The organism is Anaerotignum lactatifermentans DSM 14214, from assembly GCF_900142265.1.
GTDB classification, from domain to species: Bacteria; Bacillota; Clostridia; order Lachnospirales; family Anaerotignaceae; genus Anaerotignum; species Anaerotignum lactatifermentans.
Genome location: NZ_FRAH01000013.1, coordinates 25,558 through 45,327 on the forward strand (window position 1 = coordinate 25,558; position 19,770 = coordinate 45,327).

The following is a 19,770-nucleotide window of genomic DNA, read 5'->3' on the forward strand; positions in this document are numbered from 1 at the left end:
AAAATAAGCGGCCTGCTCATCACAGACCGCATCGGTTTACTCTATATCAGTTTCCTCGTCCATATAAAAATCGAAATCTTCTTCAAAGTCATCTTCCAATTCATCCAGTTCTATCCTGGGCGGGAACCGAATTTCATATTGTTCCGTCGCCAGGGTTCGCACGGCATCCCGCCTGTCTTTCATCCGCTTCTTCAGCCACGAAAGCTGTTCTTTGGATAATCTCCAGGGAAGGTTGACAAGCCGGGTAAGTGTCATTTCTTCTGCCTGCCGTTCTGGCGGGAGAGCGGCGCAGGTTTTACAGATGTGTGCGGCATGGCCTTTGCCGGAAAACTTTTCGTTGGCTTTATACTCGCCACAGACCTTGCAGTAGTGCCCACGCTTTTTCATACCGTGCCCTCGCAACGAGCGAACAGCTGACGGACCGCAGCCATGACCGTATCCCAGCCAAGGTCGGACGCATAGGAGAACTTTTTCTGATAGGCCGCCCACAGGTCCTGCATGACCGGGCTGTTCTCCACTTCATCAAAGACTTCGGCGGCCTCGGCCAGATGGCGTTCGGTGCCGCGCTTGTGGGCTGTCGCCAGCAGCGCGTCATGGAGAACGTGCGGGTCCAGAGTGCTGCCATAGAGTTGTTGCAGGATGGCGATGTCGTAAAAATCTCTCATGCGGGTGTTGGTCGTGGTCCGGGTGATGATGGTTTCCAGCTTTTCAGCCAGCACAGTTTCCAGGTTATAGGCCCAAACGTCGATGGAGCGATCTTCCAGCATGAGCTTGAAGCTGTACCGCACCTCTTTAGGGGTGATGGCATCGCCGGTGGAAATGTCGATTTTCAGCGGCGTGCGTACCCCGTCAAAAAGCGTTGTCATCGTCACCCGGATGCCGGGATATTCCGCTTCATCCATGATCTCCGAAATGCTTTTCACCTGGAAGGTAACGCCGTCATCAATGGGAACAGCGATGATCTCGGCTATCATGTTCTCCACATCCTCCACGCTGATGTTGGCCCCCTTGACCGTTGCGTCCAGGTCCATCGTAGAGCGGGCATCCAGCCCGACCATCGCGGCCACCAGCATCCCGCCCTTGAGGATAAATTTGTCCCGGTAGGCCGAGAGGGAGATACGCTCCAGGAACCGCTCCATCATGTAGTTTCGCATCAGAATCTGCGCGTCCGCAGCGTTTTTCCTGGACAGGTTGCGGATCAAATCTTTCAGCTGTCTGGCTGTCTTTATCATAACAGCACCTCCAAATACTGGCGTAAAATCTTCTCGACCCGGAACAGTTTGGCATAGCGCACCAGCGTCCGCAGGTCCTTGTCTTTCCGGCGGGCATACGCTTTCAAAGCGTCCTGGAATGTCTGCATCTCGATGTGGCTCCGGCTGCGCAGCACATCGCAGATCGTCCGTTCCATATCATAGACCGGCACATCGTGGCCGAAGGGGGTTTGCGCAGTTGTCAGGCCGACCTCATACAGCTCCGCCTTGATGGTAAAGACCTGAACGCCCTCACTTTTAAGCCGGGTGGGGTTGTAGCCCGTCTTGACCGTAATGGAATAGGCCAGCGGCTCCCGGTCGGTCAGGTCGTGGAAAAACAGCGCCGTTTCATGGGAAAAAACCGCCTGCGGACAACGAAGATGCAGCAGATACATGGCGTCCACCCAGGCGTCTTTGGAAAGATAAATCCCATGCGCCGCCTGTTCCAACCCGCGGGAGCGTACAAACTGATAAAAAACAGGTTTTGAGATCCCGGCCGCGAGGGCCTGCCCGGTGCGCAGCATTCCGTCCTGACGTTCCATCAGCTGGTCCAGCTGTTGAAATTGGCTCACGTTCTTCACCTTCCTTTCATGCTAATATTATACGCGAAATTAGCACAAAAGTAAAGTTAAAAATTGCCGGGGCTTCACTCCCGGCAATTCTTCGTTTCCTGTTCAGCCATACACCGCATCCTGGATCATATACCGCAGGTCCTGCACCTTGCTCACCAGCCAGGCGGCGGCCATCGGAAGGCCCAGCGGGCTGACCAGAAAGGCGATCACCAGCAGGATCACGCCGTTTTGCGGCGAGTAGGTCACCAGCACCGCGACCCCCAGCAGCGCCACCACCGTGGAGGCCAGGCCGAAGATGAAGCTGGACACATACAGCAGCCCGAAGCACAGCCAGGTGAACAGCATCAGCGCCAGCACCACCGGCGCGGCAAGGATTTTTAGCCCCAATTTCAAAACAAACAGCACAGCTCTCATTTCAGCGCCTCCTTCCGCCAGTCCAGGTAGGGCTGGCACAATTCTTCCACGGCTTTTTCGTCGGCTTCTGTAACCTCCCGGCGGCCTTTCGTCCGGCGGAGCAATTCAAAGTCCTGGTAATCCGTGAGCAGCAGGTCAAACAGTTCCTCCGGGGTCCGGCAGAGGATGCCGTCCACGCAGTAGCGGGAATCCTTGTTCCAGGTCAATCGAACATAGCCGCGCTTGCAGGGGAGGACTTCTTCCTCCGGGTCACACAGCAGATACTCTTGAAACAACTCCAAGATATTTTCAAATGTCAACATCAGCCTTCACCTCCGTTTCTGATGATATTATCGCCTGCGGCCCGCAAAAGTGCAACGATACGGGCAAAGAAAAAAGAGGGAGGCCCGGCGCAGCAGCCTGCACGCGCCGGACCTCCCTCAAAGCCGGGGCGTATGCCCCTGTCACGACAGCTTTGCCAGCTGGGTCAATACCTGATGCACCCCATCCCACAAAGCATCCTGCCGCCGGGATATATCCTCCAGGTCGGCGTCATAAATGCGCCCGGTTTCATGCACGCGGCGGGTCAGCTGGTTCAGGTTGTTGCTGGAATAGCGCATCAGGGAGACCAGCTCCTTCAGCTCCGGCAGTTCCAGGCGCACCACATAACCGTCCAGGGCCATCTTGCGCAGATAGGCTTCCCGGTTCTTTGTCCCCAGCTGGACCATCTTCTGCTCGATCAGCGCCAGTTCTTCCGGCGAGACCCGGAAGTTCAGCTGCACCTCCCGCTTGCGCTTGGGGGCGCTCACCGTTCCGGCTCCTTTTTCTTATGGATGGGGGATTTTTTCTCCGGCTTTTCAGCAGGGCGCGGCTCCTGTTTCAGCTGGCGGCGGACCGAGGGGCGTCGCTGGCGCAGCCCCTTGGAGCGGTCCTCGCTGGCCAGAATGGTGACATAGGTGCCGGGCAGGTCCTTCATGCCGGTGATCGCCAGGCTACGGAACGGCAGCAGCGCCATCAGCTGGTCGTGGGCCTGGGTGCCGGCGCGGGCCAGAAAATCCGGCGAAACGCGGGCCATGTAATGGGTGCCGTGGGGGCTGTTGGGCGTATCCGGCGCACGAAGCTCCTGCAACAGCCGGGCGGCCTCGACGTGAATCTCCTCCGGTGTCAGCGGCTGGAGCCGCAAATAATCCTGCCGCGCCTGGCTCAAGAACAGATCGACCAGGCCGGGGTGGCCGTCCACCACGAAGTCCAGGTTGCGGTCGCTGCCGAAGCCATCCGGGTTGGGCGGGATGTCCACGGTCCTGGCCCACGCCTTGTTGGCCGGGCTGAACCGCCCGTCCCATTCCTTCTGCTGCACAGTGTTCGCCAGCACATAGAGGGTACGGGTGTAGCCGAACTGCTCGATCACCTGGGGCACCGCGTCTTTGTCCAGCCGGTTGTCCCGGTAATGTTCCGAAATGGACGCCTCGATGGCCTCCTTGCAGGCGATGTTGGCGCGCCGGGACGCCCGGTACAAATCCAGGTTGCCCTGCTCACGGGCATAGGCGGCGTCGTGCCGGTAGAGCGGCAGTTCCCGCTGGGCATCCAGCGCCGCCTCGGCCCGCTGCTCGATGCTGTCCCGCACCACATCCATGTAGGAAGTTTCCCGGTCGGCAAACTCCTTGTAGACATCCGCCAGCGGGGACGGGGAGGCCAGCAACGCGGCGGCCCGGCTTTGGGGCAGGTCCAACTCCTCCATCGCCATCAGAATGTCCTCCCGGACCGTATACTCGTAGGCATGATTTAAGATTTCCTCCGGCGGCTGGCTTTTCAGCCAGTCCCGAAACTTATCCTGTTCGGCGGCCATCTTCTCATAGAGGGCCGTGTTTTTATCGGTATTCATGTTATCGCACCTCCTGTTCGTGGTGTTTGGGTTTCTTCTCAGAGCAGCGCGGCGGCACCGGGCGTTTCAGCCCTTCCAGCACCGAGGGGCGGCTGCTCTTGGCAAGAACCGCTTCCGGCGCAGGGCGGCCCCGGCCGTCCATGTTCAGCAGTACATCCAGCTCGGCCAGCCGGGCGGATTTGTCCCGCAGCTCCTGTTCCTGGGGGAAGGGCTTGCCCACTTCGGCCTTGGCGGCGGCCTGTTGCTGGTAGAGATTGTCCAACTGGTTCTTCACCGCCTCCAGCCGCTGGGGCATCTGACCGAGTGCATTGTCGATGCGGGTGAGGTTTCCGCGAGGGTCGGTGCCGAGGGTCGCCCGGTGGGTCATCTGGCCTTTCAGCAGGAGCGTATACTCCTGTTTCCAGGCGTCAAACTGCACCGACATAGCAAAACCCCGATAACTGCCAACCAGCACCGGGTCGGACCCCTTGACCTCCTTGCAGGCGTCCAGCAGCGCCGCCCCGGCGTTCTCCTTGTCGGTGAGGGTGTCGCCACGGACTTCCATGCCGGCAAAGCCGTCCTCTGGGTGGGGATGGGCGGCCAGGGTCGCCATATCCGCTTCCAGCCCGGCGATAAAGCCCTTGTTTTTCTCGATCTCCTCCGGGAAGGTTTTGAGCAGCTGGTCCTCCAGCCGGTACTGCTTGCTCTGGTGGTCGGCCTTCAGCAGCTTCAGCCGGGACACGTCCACATCCAGGTCCATGCGCTCCTTGATGCGGGGGTCTCCGGCGCACAGCGCCTTGATTTCCGCAAAGGAAAGCGCCGTTTCGTCCACATCATCGCAGGAGCGCACCGGGCTTTTACTGGTCATGATTTGCGAAATGAATTTCTGCTTGTTCTCCACCGTCTGCCAGAGATAGGCGTCAAATGTTCCTTCGGTGACGTAGCGGAACACATGGACGGTCTCGTTTTGGTTGCCCTGACGCTCGATGCGGCCCTTTCGCTGGGCCAGGTCGCCAGGCCGCCACGGGCAGTCCAGGTCATGCAGCGCCACCAGGCGGTCCTGCACATTGGTTCCGGCCCCCATCTTTTGGGTGCTGCCCAGAAGGACGCGCACCTGGCCGGTGCGAACCTTGGAAAACAGCTCCTTTTTGCGCACCTCGGTGTTGGCCTCGTGGATAAAGGCGATCTGCTCGGCGGGCATACCTTTGGCGATGAGCTTTTGCCGGATGTCCTCATACACGGTAAAGGCCGGTTCCGGCTCATCCAGCGGCACCGCGTCCTCCAAAGCGTGGAGGGTCGGGTTGTCCAGGGCCTTCGCTACCTTTTTGGCGGGCTTGGCCTGGGGCGTGGAGATGTCGCAGAACACCAGCTGGGTCAGCTTGTCTGCCTGCCCGTCCCGCCAGATTTGCATGATATTGTCCACGCACTGGTTGACCTTGGTGCCCGGTTCGTCCGGCAGCATCTGGTTGATGATCCGCTGATCCAGCCCCAGCTTTCGCCCATCCGACGTGATCTTGAGCATATTGTCCACCGATGGGTCCACGCTGCCCCGGTGTACTTCGGACGCACGTTCGGAGAGAGCCTTTACCATCTCTTTCTGGATTTCGGTAGGCTGGGCCACGATGTTGTGGTACTCCACCTGGGGCGTAGGCAGGTGCAGCTGGTCGGCGGTCTTGATGTCGGCCACCTCTTTGAACAGGTTCATCAGTTCCGGCAGGTTGAAAAACTTGGAGAACCGGGTCCTGGCCCGGTAGCCGGTGCCCTCCGGGGCCAGCTCCAGCGCCGTCACTGTCTCCCCGAAGCGGCTGGCCCAGCAGTCAAAGTGTGCCATGCTCAGCTCTTGCAGCCGGTCATACTGGAGATACCGCTGCATGGTGTAAAGCTCGGTCATGGAGTTGCTGACCGGTGTGCCAGTAGCAAAGATAACGCCGCGGCTGCCGGTGATCTCGTCCATATAGCGGCACTTGGCGAACATATCCGAAGATTTCTGCGCGTCCGTCGTGGAGAGGCCAGCCACGTTGCGCATTTTTGTGTAGAGAAAGAGGTTCTTGTAGTTATGCGCCTCGTCCACAAACAGCCGGTCCACGCCCAACTGCTCAAACGTCACCACATCGTCCTTGCGCCCCTCGGCTTGCAGCTTTTCCAGCCGTGCCTCCAGAGACTTTTTCGTGCGCTCCAGCTGCTTGACCGTGAACCGCTCGCCGCCGCTGGCCTCCACCTCGGCGATGCCCTCGGTGATTTCCCAAATCTGCTCATGCAGCAGCCGCTCCTGGCGTTCCTTGCTGATGGGGATTTTTTCAAACTGAGAGTGGCCCATAATGATGGCATCATAGTCGCCGGTGGCGATGCGGGCACAAAACTTCTTGCGGTTGTGCTTTTCAAAGTCCTTTTTGGTTGTGACCAGGATGTTCGCGGACGGGTACAGACGCAGGAACTCCGAAGCCCACTGCTCAGTCAGGTGGTTGGGCACCACAAAAAGGGATTTCTGGCACAGCCCCAGGCGCTTGGCCTCCATCGCGGCCCCCACCATTTCAAAGGTCTTGCCTGCGCCCACCTCATGGGCCAGCAGCGTGTTGCCGCCGTACAGCACATGGGCGATGGCGTTTTTCTGGTGTTCCCGCAGGGTGATGGCCGGGTTCATGCCGCCGAAAACGATGTGGCTGCCGTCATATTCGCGGGGGCGGGTGGCGTTCATTTCCTCGTTATACTGGCGCACCAGCGCCTGTCGCCGCTCCGGGTCGCGCCAAATCCAGTCCTTGAACGCCTCCCGGATGGCCTGCTGCTTCTGGGCGGCCAGGGTGGTCTCCTTGGCGTTCAGCACCCGGCGCTCCTTGCCGTCCGCATCTTCAACAGTATCGTAGATACGCACATCCCGCAGGTTGAGGGAATCTTCGAGGATTTTATAGGCGTTGGCGCGGCTGGTCCCGTAGGTGGTATAGGCCGCCACATCCCTCTGTCCCACAGCGTTTTTGCCGGAGATCTGCCACTCAGCGGTGAACGCAGAGTAGTGGACTTCGATGCTGCGCTGAAGGTAAAAGGGCGTGTCAAATGTCTCGTACATGAACTGCTGGATGTACTCTTTGTCGATCCAGGTTGCCCCCAGCCGCACCTCGATCTCAGAAGCGTCCAGGTCCTTGGGCTGGGCGGCGGTCAGGGCCTCCACATTGATGGCAAAGGCCGGGTCCTGTTCCGCCGCCCGCTGGGCCTGGCGCAGCTTCCGGCGCACGTTGCCGGACAGGTACTCGTCCGCCGTGACGTATTGGGGCCGCTCGCCCTCCGACACCGGGCCGGGCAGGCGGAAAATCACGCCCCGCAGTTCGGCGGCCAGTTCCTCGCCGGTTTTGCCGGTGAGCTGTTCCATGTAGGCCATGTCCACGCTGGCTTTTTCAGAAATGGAGACCGCCAGGGCCTCGCTGGCCGTGTCCACGGTGGTGACGGCCTCATGGGGCTTAATCGTGCGCTTGGTGAACATATCTGCCTTGCGCTCCAACCGGCCATCCTCGTCCAGTACTTCCAGCGCGCAGAGCAGGTAATAGCTGCTGTCATCGGCAAAGGCCAGCCGATTCGCCCGGTCATTGATAAGACCGTACTTGGCAGAGAAATCGTCATAGCGGCGGTTCAACTCGGCCATCTGCGCCCGGATGTCGGCATCTGGCGCGGCGGCGTCCATCTCCAGGTCGATGAGCCGTTGCACACAATCCCGCAGCCCCACCAGCCCTTTGACGCGGGCCTCGGCGGTGGCGTTCAGGTCAGGGCGCACCATGCGGCTGTTTTCCCGGAAGTACACCGCGCCGTCCACCACCGTGTAGGAGTAATTCTTCACATTGGGGTCAGCCGGTAGGGAATCGTCGATGTCCTCGCCCTCGCCCAGCTCCGGCAGCGCGGCCTCCTGGTAGGTGCCGTGGATGTGCTGTACGGCGTCGTGCAGCTGGTCGGCCAGCTCCAGCCCCTCGATGGGGACCACGGTGTAATCCTGCTTGCCGTATTGGGTGCTTTCGGCGGTGGGCTGCCCCAGCACCATCTCCGGGTGGTCGAGAAAATACTGGTTGACCGTGAAGCCTTCCTCGGTCCGGCCGGTCTGCGTCCAGTCCGGGGTAATGTCCAGCGGACGGTCCCGCTTTTGCAGGAAGAGAATATCCGAAACGACCTCAGTTCCGGCATTTGCCTTGAACGCATTGTTTGGCAGGCGGATGGCCCCCAGCAGCTCGGCCCGCTGGGCCAGATACCGGCGCACGGTGGAATCCTTGGCGTCCATCGTATAGCGGCTGGTGACGAAAGCCACCACGCCGCCCGGCCGCACCTGGTCCAACGATTTTGCGAAAAAGTAGTTGTGAATGTTGAAACCCAGTTTGTTGTAGGCTTTGTCGTTCACCTGATACTGTCCGAAAGGGACGTTACCGATGGCAAAGTCATAGAAATCCCGCCGGTCGGTGGTCTCAAATCCTGCCACGGTGATGTCGGCCTTGGGGTAGAGCTGCTTTGCAATCCGGCCACTGATGGAATCCAGTTCCACGCCGTACAGACGGCTGCCGGCCATGCTCTCCGGCAGCATCCCGAAGAAATTGCCCACACCGCAGGACGGTTCCAGAATGTTGCCGGTGCGGAAGCCCATCTGTTCTACCGCGTCGTAGATGGCGCGGATCACAGTGGGGCTGGTGTAGTGGGCGTTGAGGGTGGAGGCCCTGGCCGCTTCATATTCCTCCGGGGTCAGCAGTTCCTTCAGCTCCGCATACTCAGCGGCCCACGCGGGTTTGTCCGGGTCAAAGGCGTCCGCCACGCCGCCCCAGCCCACATAGCGGGACAGCACTTCCTGTTGTTCCGGCGTAGCCTGCCCGGTGGTTTCCTCCAGGTATTTCAGCAGCTTGATTGCCGCCACATTAGCCTGGTACTTGGCCTTGGGGCCGCCCTCGCCTAAGTGGTCATCGGTGATGCGGAAGTTCTCGGCATTACGGCGCAGGTTGTCCCGATACTCCTGATAGGCCGCCTGCTCGGCTGCCCTCTGGTTGGGGAAGGTCTGCCACTCGCCGTTGACCGGGATAGAAACCGAGTGTTCCGGCTTTTCCTCCGGCGTCGGTTCGGGCGGCGTGGGTTCCGGCTGGTCAACGTGCAGCCGTTCCACCACTACGTCATAGGGCAAATGGTTCTGTTCGCCAGGATAGACGGTCACCGGTTCGGAATGGAACTCCGGTGCCTCGGCGGCTTCTTCAATGGGCTTGGCGGTTTCGGCAGGTTCTTCCACGTCGGCAGGGGCTTCCTGCTCCTGCACAAAGCCGTCCAGCTGGCGGGCATATAGCCCGCGCAGCAGCGGCGCGACCTCATCCCAGCGGAAGAACAACATGGCCAGTCGTTTTTCGTCCGCGTCCAGCACTTCCAGCTCGATGCCTTCGGGTATGGTGCGGTAGTCGGCGGTGTCGCCGGTCTCCAGCTCCATCGTCTCGATGATGTCGGGATAAGCCCGACTCAACCACTGGGCAATTTCAGCGTTGGACTCGCCGCTGCGCAGCAGCTCGGAAATCTCCGCCTTATCCGGCGCACCGATCAGGCCGTGGGCCAGCACGTCCCGCAAGTCCTGGTCTGCGGTATCAGGGTTGATGGGCAGAAACTCGGTGATGGCCTCGTTGCGGGCATCCTCGCGCAGCAGCGTCTCAAACCGTTCCCGACTTTCGGCCCGGAAGATTGGGTAAGCCATGCCGGAAGGAAGAAGCTGTACGGTATCCGCCCGCAGTTCTGTGATCTGGTATTCCTGATTTTCCAGATAGACCGTATCTCCCTCATGGTAGACCGGCGCGGTTGGGTCATAGACCTTTTCCTCCGGGATAGCCTGCTGAATGGCCTCGTATTCTTCATCGGAAACGGTAATGTCGATCTCATGGGTCGGCTCCCCGTTCCCGATGGTGATGGTGTCTCCCTCGCGGGTGACGGGCTGGCCGGACAGATCGGGCGGCGTAACCTGCGCCTGCGCGGCCTCATCCGGGTAGTTGCCAAAAATGCGCAGGTAGGTCCGCTGTTCTAAATCGTAGACCGCCGCGCCATCGTAGGCAAAGCCGTCCGGCTCCATCGTGCCGTCCACATAGCCCTGAGCGACTTTTTCGGCTTCTTCCCGTGTGGGATATTCCATGCGCTCATCAAAGCCGTTCTCAGAATGGTGATAGACCACCACCTGATACCGGCGGGCATCCTGCTCTTGCCTTTCCGGCTGGCGCTCCTGTTCTGTCAGAAAAGTGCCGTCCGCTATGAGCTGGGCAATCCGTCGCTGCACCTTGGGCCACGGCAATTCCATTTCTACGGAGCTTCCGGCGCGGGCGAGCAACAGCTTTGTGCTGTCCCCGCCGCTATATTCGCGGGCCAGCCAGGCAGCGGTATCTTTCTCTCGTGCATGATCTGCCATATAGTGGACCACCGCACGTTTGCTGGCAACGTCCCCATTCCAAGCGCGGATGGCATCGTCGATGTCATCCTGCGAAAGCGGGCGCAGCAGCTCGTGGAGACGCGGATAGGTCTCGTCAATGATTTCTCTGTGCAAGCGTTGGCGGAACTCCGGCGTATAGGAATAGAGCTGGAGCAGCTCCCTGTTGCCGGACGACAAAACAGCGCGGCGGATGGCCGATCTGCCTTCAATCACGGCACTTTCATAATCGCTGTGACCACAGGCGTTGCGGTATCGGGCGTCCTGGGTAACGGCCTCCAAAATGATGGGCTTATATTTCTCATGCAGCTCTCGGAGGGTAGGCTTTACCGCCTCCGCCTCATAGTCGCCAGCTTCTGGCTGCGGCTGCTCCTGGGCAAAAAAAGAAGCAGAGGGCGTTTTCACACTCTCTGCTTCATCAATTTTCTGGATTTGTTCCGCTTCGGAGAGGAACAGGTTTAAGCTCAGCTGTTGATAAGTTCCGCCATCAGAATCTCCTCGGCCTGGGCCTTGCAGGTGTTCATCAGGCCCACCCACTGCATCGGGTCGCGGGCTTTCAGTTCCTCCGTCGCGCCCGCCGCCTCGGCCAACCGGGGCATCATCTGCTCCAGACGGCTGTTCGCGGTCTCGTCGATCTCCTGAAGGTGCGGGTACAGCTTCTCGCTCATCAGCAGCTGGTTGTACAGGATGGGCCGATGCTCCTTCAGGTACGCTTTGCGCATCCTGCCGTACTTGCCCAGGGGCCTCTGCGGCTGCTCGGTCAGGTTCAGGTCGGGAATCAGGTAATCTCCGTTCCTCGTGTAAGTCAGGTTGTTCTCCATGTGTGACGCTCCTTTCTGCGAGTTGTTCACGTTCATAGTTCTGGATGGTGACGCCGATCTGCCGCAGCACCTGCTGGTTTACCTGGCTGACCGCCGTGCCCAGCGCCCCGATGGCCGCAGGGGTGTTGAAGTCGAAGATCGGCATGAAATCTTCATGGCCGAAATACTGCTCCGGTTCCAGCCCGCAGCGGGACATGAGGGCATAGGTGATGCTGACGGTGGCGGCGGATTTGAATTGCACCTCGATGTTGTACTCATCGTACTCCTCCAAAAAGGAACCGTCAACGATATAGAGAATGTCCTGCCTGTGTTCGTCCCAGTATTCCTCCGCCAGCTTGGCGGCCACATCAGCCAGTTGCTGGGCCAGGTCGTTGCTGCTCACATCGTAGTTGCGTTCCAGCATAGCCGACAAAGGCCCAATGTGCCGTTCCTCCAGCTGCCACAGCCAGGGGGTGCGGGAATGTTCCCGCGTGCCGGTGTCGGAAATATCGAACACATAGCGCAGGCGGGGCCGGTCCCCGGAATCGTCCACCAGGGCGATGCCCTTGGAACCGCGCCGCACATACCGGCCCATGCGGTCATTCCACAGGTCGTACTCGGCGCAGGCGGTAGCGTCCGGGCGCTGAGCGTAGATCATCAGCTGCTCATGGAATGGATACTTGTAGAGCCGGGCAGCAGTGGTGAGAAAGCCCGCCCACTCCTGCCAACTGCCGGTGAGCTGGACCGCGACCTTCTCCGCCATCTGCGCGTACATTTCTGCTTTGGTTGGCATGGTTATCTGTCCTCCCTTCCATTCAGGAATCGAAAAGGGGCGGCACGGTGGCCGCCCCGGCTGGTCAAAACAGGGTGTTACTCGTCAAAATCCGGGTACAGTTCCAGCTCGTCAAACTCGACGTCAGTCATGGCACGCAGCTTGGCGAGGGTGCTGTCGGTCAGGGCCAGCAGTTCGGTCTCGTCCGGCTCCAGATGGCCACGCATCTCGGACAACGCCTCGATGGCTCCCAGGCGACTGCCGGGGTTGTAGATACACAGCAAATTGGTTTCCTCAAAGGTCATAGCGTTCATATCAGATCTCCCTTTCCGCGCTCTTTTTGGGCGCTGTCTTTTTGTGTTCGGATTTAGGCTGACTTTTCAGCTGATCCATGACGGACTTCTTCTTGTCCCGATCTTCCCGGTGGGCGGCGGCCGCCAAATCCATGAGAGAGATGGGCTGGCCGCTGCGGGCCTGCTGTTCCAGCTGGGCCACCGTCGGCTCCTTGGTGCCGTTGTTGATAACGCCGTCGATCATGCCGTAGTCGTCCTCCACCGTCATCTCCGCACTTTTCAGCGGATTGTCCGGCAGGAAGCCGGGGATTTGCTGAAAGCCAAAACTGTCGCAGTAATGACAGGATACCTTGCCGTCCTGCTTGATGGCAACGATGTCACTGACGCTCATAGACGGGTGGCGGTAGTCGGCAGGGTGTTCGTTGTTGAAGCGGTATTCAAGATTATCCAGCACGCTGCCTTTCAGGTCGCCGGGTGTGAGCGGCGCAGTATAGACCAGATCGTAGTTATCGCGCTGCACAGTCCGCCCGATGGACTTGACCCATTCCAGCCCTTCATAGCGAATGTCCCTCAGTTCATCGGTGTGCTTTACCTGATAGATGGCATAGCAATCGCCCTTGTGGTTGAGAAACGCCTGCTCCCGTTCCTGCTGGTGGTCCATGCGGTCCATGACCTGAGCATCAAAGGAGGGACTATCCTCCCATTCCTCACGGGTGACGGCAAAAATGCCATCGTGGGCGTCCAGGTCGGCGGTATCAAAGGCCATCGCCGGATTCTCTCCCTGCTGGACCATGTACACAGTCAGGTCCTGCGCCATCAGCTCGTAGGCCCGCTCTTTGGAAAGGGGCAGAAGGTCGCTGTCCAGGTAGCCGCACTTTTCCAAATCGTCTTGGGTCAGCGCCGGGTCCGGCATGGGGTATTCGTCCAGCGCCTGCTCCGGGGCATCCGGCAGCTGGGTGACTTCCGGCACAGCGGCTTGAGCCGCTGCCTGCATCTGTTGGATTGCCGCCTCCTGCAAGGTCTCGATCATGGACAGCGGTGCATAGCGAATGGACTGGCCGCCCATGCCGCGCATCTCACAGATTTTCAGCGCAGCGGTGGACAGCGACAGCTCCGGCGCATCCAGCTGGCCGCCGTCCAGCTGCTTCATGGTCGCTGCATCGTAGAGCGTGTAGTCCCAGCCGGTGTCGCAGGACTGAACATGAAGATAAGTGGCATCATCAACCAGCAACAGGGCCTCCTGGGCTTCGGCGCTGGGCTGGGTCCTTTCAGTATCGAAGGATACCGGGAATTCCTTATCAGAGTTCCACGCAGTATCTACGCCCATCGCCCTCGCTTCATCCGCCATTTTCACAAGGTTGGGGTCAGGTTCCGGCACCAGCTGGTCCAGACGATCCAACAGCTCGGCAGCTTTTGTGACCGCTTCTCCAGGTTCATTTTCATCGGCAAATTCCTGGAGCCAGTCCCGAACACCGCTGGCATCCCCGCTGCGGAGCGTAGCGGTCAGTTCCCGCAGCGCATCCTCACGATTATCCACCTGATCCCGATATTCATAGGTATCGTAGTCAAAAGAAAACTGGTCGATGTCGGCTGCCAGCTGCTCGATAGGGTCCAGCTGCGGTTCCGGGGCAGCAGTCAGGTCAATACCGCGCTCCTTGCAGATAACCTTATAGTGCCGGTCGATGTCGTTAATCAGCTCACCGGCGGTCTTATTGATAGTTTCCAAACTGGCCCGCAGCTCCGGCAGCTCCTTACCCTGGCTCCAGTTGGCGATGTAGCCGAAGCTGTTCTCGCCGGTCTGGATACCGTAATACTGGCAAACCGCGTAGGAAATGCTCTCGGCTTCCACCTCCTCGGTATTGCGGTCTTTCTTCTTGGGCGGCTCCTTGTCACCGGCCCTGGCCGCTTCCTCCTGTGCCTTGGCGTAGTTGTGCAGCTTGCTGTGGGCGATCTCATGGACGGCGGCGGAAACGGTCTGTACCTCGCTCATGCCTGCTCGGATGGCGATGCGCTGCTGGTCCGGCGAGAAATACCCGTCCATGTTGGCGGCCATCGGCTCCACAGAAAGCGGCACCGGCGCGGACCGGCGCAGCGCCTCCATGAAAGCCTCGTAGTTCTGGACACTCCCGGAAAGGGTGGACGCCAGCTCCGGCAGCGGTTTCCCGTCTGTCTGGCTTACATCGAACACCTTCACCGGACGGAACATGGGAATCTCAACTTCCCGTTCCTCCATGACCGCCTTGCCCTCTGCGTCCAGGATGGGGGCCTTGGTGTCCGGGTCCAGCTTCTGTTCCTCAATCTTTTTCTTGAACGGCGTGGGCGCGATGATGGTAATACCATGCTCACCCTTTTTTACATGGCGCTCAAACTGATTTTTCCACTTGTTGTACCCGGCCACCAGCGTGGCGTCCGGCTTCTGCATATAAATGAGCATGGTGTTGTTGACGGAGTAGCGGTGGAAACGGGACATCACGGACAGGTAGCGCATATACTTTTCGCTCTCGAACAGCTCCTTGATACCCTGTTCAATGCCCGCCGTGATTTGCTGCAACCGTTCCCGGTTGGTAGGTTTGTCAGCCATGATGTTCACTCTCCTCCCTATGGCCGAAATTTCAGCGGTGTGTTCTGCGATCCACTGGTCCTGTTCCTCGGTGCTGCTGTCGAGGAGGGTGTCCAGCAGATAGCCCATGTAATCTTTTTTCTGGATGGCCTCCAAAAAGCGCGGGTGCGGGTCCTCGTCCGGCGTCTTGGGGGAATAGTCGGCCTCCCATTTTCGGAGCAAGTGGTAGTAGTCCGTCAGGACACGCCAGCCGTGTTCCCGTTTTTCTTTCCGCGCCTGCGCCTCGGATTTTTGCCGGACATAGTTTCGCCGGGGCGGGGCCTTGCTGTCATAGGCAAGGCCAAAATCTTGGGCCAGTTTTTCGGCGGCCTCCTTGGGGGACAGGCCATAGAGCCGGGCGGTGAAGTCGATCACGTCGCCGTCTGCGCCGCAGCCAAAACAGTGGAAACGGGTGTCCACCTTCATGCTGGGGTGGCGGTCATCGTGGAAGGGGCAGCAGGCCATGCCGCCGCGCCCCACCGCGATGCCGTAAAGCTCCGCCGCCTCCCGGACGGTGACGGACTGTTTTACGACTTCAAAGACGCTCTCGCCCATGCTCACTTGCCGCCCGCTTTCGGGATGGGTGGTTTGTACCCGGCGGCCTTGGCCCGTTCGCTGGCGGCCTTGCGGCGCTCGGCGCTGTACGGCTCCCGCACCGACACGCAGCGTTTGGGCACCGTAAAGGTCTGACGGTCCTTTTTCACGATCTGGTCCGGGTACTTCTCCGCCAGCCGCCGCAGCTTTTCCAGCAGGCGCGGATCGTGGGAATAGACCTCGGCGGTGGCCTCGGCCTGGTTGTAGAGGATAATCGTTTCCTGTTCATACAAACTCAATTTCATTTGCCGCCGCCTTTCTGCCGGTCAAATTCCAGCTTGAAGTTGACGTACTGGCCGGTATCTTCCAGCACCACGGTGGCGTCGTAGGTCTTGCCGCTTTTCTCGGAGTACAGCCCCGCCACATGGGCGCGGCCATCTTTCAGCAGCGCCGCCACAATGTCCTTGGTGGGTTGTTTGCGCTTCGCTGCCCACCAGTTGCTGTTCTTCCAGATCGCAAATTTGCAAGATTTGTCCTGGCAGAAGAAGCCTTTTTGCATTTCTGCAATTTCACCGCCGCAGCGGGGGCATTTGCCCACCACCTCGCGGGGCGGAGCAAACAGGTACTCGCTGCCCTTGATGACCTGATAGGTCCCCACCAGCTCCTGCAGCATGGCGGTAATCTCGGCCATGAAGTCCTCCGGGGCCAGCTCACCGCGCTCGATCTCACCCAGCCGGTACTCCCACTCGGCGGTCAGCAGCGGGGATTGCAGCTGCTCCGGCAGGACGGTAATCAGGGAAATGGCGTCGTGGGATGGCAAAAGCTGCACGGTTTTCTTGCTCTTTTTGCGTTCCAAAAAGCCGGTGGACACCAATTTTTCTAAAATCCCGGCGCGGGTGGCGGGGGTGCCCAGCCCCTTGCGCTCGGCGTCCTCCGGCATATCGTCTTTTCCGGCAGTCTCCATCGCGGAGAGCAGAGTGTCCTCGGTGAAGTGCTTGGGCGGGCTGGTCTTACCCTCCTTGACGGTGGCACCGGCGACAGGCAGCTCCTGGCCCTCGGCCAGCTCCGGCAGGGCTTTGTCCTCGGTCTCTTTGTCCGGCTCCGCATTTTTCATGCTGGCCCGGTAGGCGGCGTCCAGCGCCCGCCAGCCGGGCTGCTTCACCGTGCGGCCTTTGGCGGTAAACTCCGCACAGGCGCACTCCACCGAGACAGAAGTTTCATCGTAGATATAGGGAGGTGCCACCGCGCACAGCAGCCGCAGCGCCACCAACTCCAGAATCGCCCGTTCACCCACCGGCAAAGCGGACAGGTCCGCCTCACGGATGTTGCGGGTGGGGATCACCGCATGGTGGTCGGTCACTTTCTTGTCGTTGATGACCGCCGCCGCATCGCAGGAAATGGCGATGCCCTTGCGGAACTGCATGGTCTTGGCGACCAGATTCACCAGCACCGGCAGGCTTTCAGCCATATCCGAGGTCAGATATTGGCTGTCCGTTCGGGGATAGGTGCAGAGCTTCTTTTCATAGAGGTTTTGCAGATAGTCCAGTGTCTGCTGCGCCGTGAACCCCAGCAGGCGGTTTGCGTCCCGCTGGAGGGTGGTGAGGTCATAGAGCGCGGGCGGCTTCTCGGATTTGTCCTTGCGTTCCACCTGTTTGACCGTCACCGTGCCGCCCTGGCAGGCGTTTTTCAGCTGTTCGGCATCGGCTTTCTTGTCCATGCGGGCGCTGGCAGCGGTAAAACTGGGCAGGTCCAGAGCCACAGAATAGAACGGCACCGGCTTGAAGGCGTCGATCTCTGCCTCCCGCTGGACGATGAGGGCCAGCGTCGGGGACATGACCCGCCCGATATTGAGGGTGCGGTGGTACAGCACCGAAAACAGCCGGGTGGCGTTGATACCCACCAGCCAGTCGGCCTTGGCCCGGCAGAGGGCCGCCTGGTGCAGCCCGTCATAGTCCGCGCCGGGGCGCAGGTGTGCAAAGCCATCCCGGATGGCGGAATCCTCCATGCTGGAAATCCACAGCCGTTTCATGGGTTGGGTACAGCCCGCTAGGCAGTAGACCGTGCGGAAGATCAGCTCGCCCTCGCGCCCGGCGTCGCAGGCGTTGACTACCTCGGTCACGTCCTCCCGCCGCAGCAGGGTGCGCAGCACGTCAAACTGATCCCTTTTGTCCTTGGCGATGGTAAAACGCCAGGACTCCGGCAAAATGGGCAGGTCGTCATAGCGCCACTTGGCATAGTCGGGGTTGTAGGTGGCGGCGTCCGCCAGCCCGGCCAGGTGCCCCAGGCACCAGCTCACCAGCCAGCCGCCGCCTTCCAGATAGCCGTCCCTGCGGGTAGTGGCCCCCAGCACGGCGGCCAGGGATTTTGCAACCGAGGGCTTCTCAGCGATCACAAGGCGCATCTTCCTCAACCTCCATTTCTGCATTGGATTTTTTCAGTTTTCTGGAAACGCTATTGCCATCGTCCAGAAGGCAGTCATAACCGACGTTGTAATCATAGCGGTACAGCTTTCCCAGCAGGTCGTTGATGATGACCCGGCAGGCCAGCAGCACACGCGCCTTATCCACCTGCATGAGCTGGTAGCGGCGGTAATCGCTGAAATATTCCTCGCGCTGGCGGGTCCGGGCGGCGGTTTCCTCCATCAGAATGTCGATCACGTCTTTGTCGCCGTCCTCTTTCGCGCCCTCGGCATAGTTCAGCATCTCCATCACCATTGGGAAGCTCTGCTCATCCATCGGGGCTTCCTCTTTGAGATAGCCGATCAGGGCGCAGAACAGGAACCGGGCCGCTGTCTGTTCCGGCTCGGTCAGGGCGGAAAGCGTCTCCTGCCCGCTGGGCAGAAGTTTGTTTCGGACAAAATCGTGGACCTCACCGCGGAACAAGTGGCGAATGGCGTCAATGGACAGAGACGGTTCTGCGGGTTCGTCCTCCACTTCAAATTCATAGGGGTCTTTCTGGCCCGGTTTTTTGCGCACCTTGGCGAGCGCCGTGCAAACGATGTCGCCGCCAAAATAGACGCCGAAGCAGATCAGGTCGAACACAATGAGAAACTGAATAAAGGGGTTCATTTTGGTTTTCTCCTTTCACGCAGCCACGCGGTCAGCTCTTTGTGGCAAAAACCCACGCAGGGCTGGCCGGGGCGGTAGTTTCCACAGCCATAACAGGGGTGGCCGGGAGATAAAGAGGGAGGGCGGGAAGCTGCCTTCCCGCCCTCCGGCCTGCGCGTCATTATGGGTTCAAAGGGGCTGTCGGTGAACCGGGTCATTTGGCCGGGGTCTCGCTTTCCTCATCGCCGCCCCCGTCGGCGTCCTCCGGCTCAGTCTCCCAGGTTTCATCCTCCGGGAGTTCCTCGTCCTCGCCGTAGTCATAATCATCCAGGTTATCGCTGCCCTTGGTCTTGGGCTTCTGCTTGATGAATTTGAAGTAGACCAGCGCACCGATGCCGCCCAGCACGGCCAGCACCACCAGCAGCATCGCCGGGTTCAGCCCAGCCGGTTCCTGTTCCGGCTCGGTTTCTGTCTCCGGGTCAGGGGTGGGTTCCGGCTCCTGGCCCATACACTCCGCCATATTCACGGCGCACACCGGGCAGGCCGTATTCACCGCACCGGCGGCGCATTTTTCCGTGCAGTTGCAGACAGCGGGCGTTTCCTGTGTAGTCTCGCCGTCCTCCATCAGCGCCATCAGGTCGGCCTCGTCCACCTGGTTTAAGAAGTGGACGGCGGTTTCCTTGTCCTCGTTGGCGCGGTCGATGAGGATATAGAAGTAGTTGCCCGCCTTGGTGGTGACGGTGATGAGCTGCTTGTTGCCGCCGAAATCATCCACCAGGGCGGCGTTGCCCTCCGGGGTCAGGGGCGGGCTGTCCTCGGTTTCCTCCACCACCACATTGCTGTCATTGGTGGCGTCCGCCGCAGGGGTAGCCGCCGGCGCAGGGTCGGTGCCCTGGGCAAAGGCGGTCACAGAAAAGCCGCCCATCAGCACCAGGCAGGTGCAAAGGGCGGCAAGGGTTCTACAAATTTTCTTATTCTTCATGGGGCATATCCTCCTGTTCGGAATCAGCGGGAACCGCCGCCCGGCCGGGCACCATGCCGCCCGACAGCATGGCGTTCAGCTGGGCCGGGGTCATGCGCACAGCGCGCACCATCTGGACGATCTCCAGGTTCTCCGCCTCGGTTTTCTGCGCTTCCAGGGCCTTCAGCTTTTCCTGCTGTTCCGCAATCTTCTCGCGGGTCTTAGCGATTTCCTGGTCAATGCGCTGGATTTTGTTCTTAGCCATAGTCAATCACTCCTTCA

At 60.0% G+C, this 19,770-nt stretch carries 15 protein-coding genes; all 15 read right to left on the reverse strand.

The window, feature by feature from the left end; translation table 11 throughout:
* Positions 1-36 precede the first annotated feature (36 nt).
* Positions 37-387: a hypothetical protein gene (locus BUB35_RS05220; RefSeq protein WP_072849817.1), complete on the reverse strand. Its 351-nt coding sequence runs from the start codon at positions 385-387 to the stop codon at positions 37-39.
* Positions 384-1,232, reverse strand: a complete 849-nt coding sequence (locus BUB35_RS05225) for a nucleotidyl transferase AbiEii/AbiGii toxin family protein (protein WP_072849818.1) — start codon at positions 1,230-1,232, stop codon at positions 384-386. The genes BUB35_RS05220 and BUB35_RS05225 overlap by 4 nt, the downstream gene beginning before the upstream one ends.
* Positions 1,229-1,822 carry a type IV toxin-antitoxin system AbiEi family antitoxin domain-containing protein gene (locus BUB35_RS05230; protein ID WP_072849820.1) on the reverse strand — a complete coding sequence of 198 codons (594 nt, stop codon included), beginning with the start codon at positions 1,820-1,822 and terminating at the stop codon, positions 1,229-1,231. Before BUB35_RS05230 ends, BUB35_RS05225 begins: the two co-directional genes overlap by 4 nt.
* A 102-nt stretch (positions 1,823-1,924) precedes the next feature.
* Positions 1,925-2,236, reverse strand: coding sequence for a CD1845 family protein (locus tag BUB35_RS05235; RefSeq protein WP_084730579.1), 312 nt, complete (start codon positions 2,234-2,236; stop codon positions 1,925-1,927).
* On the reverse strand, positions 2,233-2,538 hold the full coding sequence (locus BUB35_RS05240) for a hypothetical protein (RefSeq protein ID WP_072849822.1): 306 nt from the start codon (positions 2,536-2,538) through the stop codon (positions 2,233-2,235). Before BUB35_RS05240 ends, BUB35_RS05235 begins: the two co-directional genes overlap by 4 nt.
* A gap of 141 nt (positions 2,539-2,679) precedes the next feature.
* Positions 2,680-3,024: a plasmid mobilization protein gene (locus tag BUB35_RS05245; protein WP_072849824.1), complete on the reverse strand. Its 345-nt coding sequence runs from the start codon at positions 3,022-3,024 to the stop codon at positions 2,680-2,682.
* A complete protein-coding gene (locus BUB35_RS20250) occupies positions 3,021-4,097 on the reverse strand; it encodes a DUF3849 domain-containing protein (protein WP_072849826.1) in 1,077 nt (358 codons plus the stop codon). The genes BUB35_RS05245 and BUB35_RS20250 overlap by 4 nt, the downstream gene beginning before the upstream one ends.
* 1 nt (position 4,098) lies before the next feature.
* Positions 4,099-12,075: an SNF2-related protein gene (locus BUB35_RS05255; RefSeq protein WP_200777570.1), complete on the reverse strand. Its 7,977-nt coding sequence runs from the start codon at positions 12,073-12,075 to the stop codon at positions 4,099-4,101.
* Between the two features lie 77 nt (positions 12,076-12,152).
* Complete coding sequence (locus BUB35_RS05265) at positions 12,153-12,368, reverse strand: transposon-transfer assisting family protein (RefSeq protein ID WP_007045895.1); 216 nt, start codon at positions 12,366-12,368, stop codon at positions 12,153-12,155.
* A 1-nt stretch (position 12,369) separates the two neighbouring features.
* Positions 12,370-15,501 (reverse strand): LPD16 domain-containing protein, encoded by a 3,132-nt coding sequence (locus BUB35_RS05270; protein ID WP_072849830.1) that lies wholly within the window; start codon positions 15,499-15,501, stop codon positions 12,370-12,372.
* 2 nt (positions 15,502-15,503) lie between these two features.
* Positions 15,504-15,785 (reverse strand): immunoglobulin, encoded by a 282-nt coding sequence (locus tag BUB35_RS05275; protein WP_072849832.1) that lies wholly within the window; start codon positions 15,783-15,785, stop codon positions 15,504-15,506.
* A complete protein-coding gene (locus BUB35_RS05280; RefSeq protein ID WP_072849834.1) occupies positions 15,782-17,881 on the reverse strand; it encodes a type IA DNA topoisomerase in 2,100 nt (699 codons plus the stop codon). Before BUB35_RS05280 ends, BUB35_RS05275 begins: the two co-directional genes overlap by 4 nt.
* Entirely contained in the window at positions 17,862-18,548 is a 687-nt protein-coding gene (locus tag BUB35_RS05285) for a conjugal transfer protein TraG (protein ID WP_087232315.1), read from the reverse strand. Before BUB35_RS05285 ends, BUB35_RS05280 begins: the two co-directional genes overlap by 20 nt.
* Before the next feature lie 193 nt (positions 18,549-18,741).
* On the reverse strand, positions 18,742-19,509 hold the full coding sequence (locus BUB35_RS05295) for a DUF4366 domain-containing protein (protein WP_072849837.1): 768 nt from the start codon (positions 19,507-19,509) through the stop codon (positions 18,742-18,744).
* Positions 19,499-19,753, reverse strand: a complete 255-nt coding sequence (locus tag BUB35_RS05300) for a DUF4315 family protein (RefSeq protein WP_072849839.1) — start codon at positions 19,751-19,753, stop codon at positions 19,499-19,501. Before BUB35_RS05300 ends, BUB35_RS05295 begins: the two co-directional genes overlap by 11 nt.
* Between the last annotated feature and the right edge of the window lie 17 nt (positions 19,754-19,770).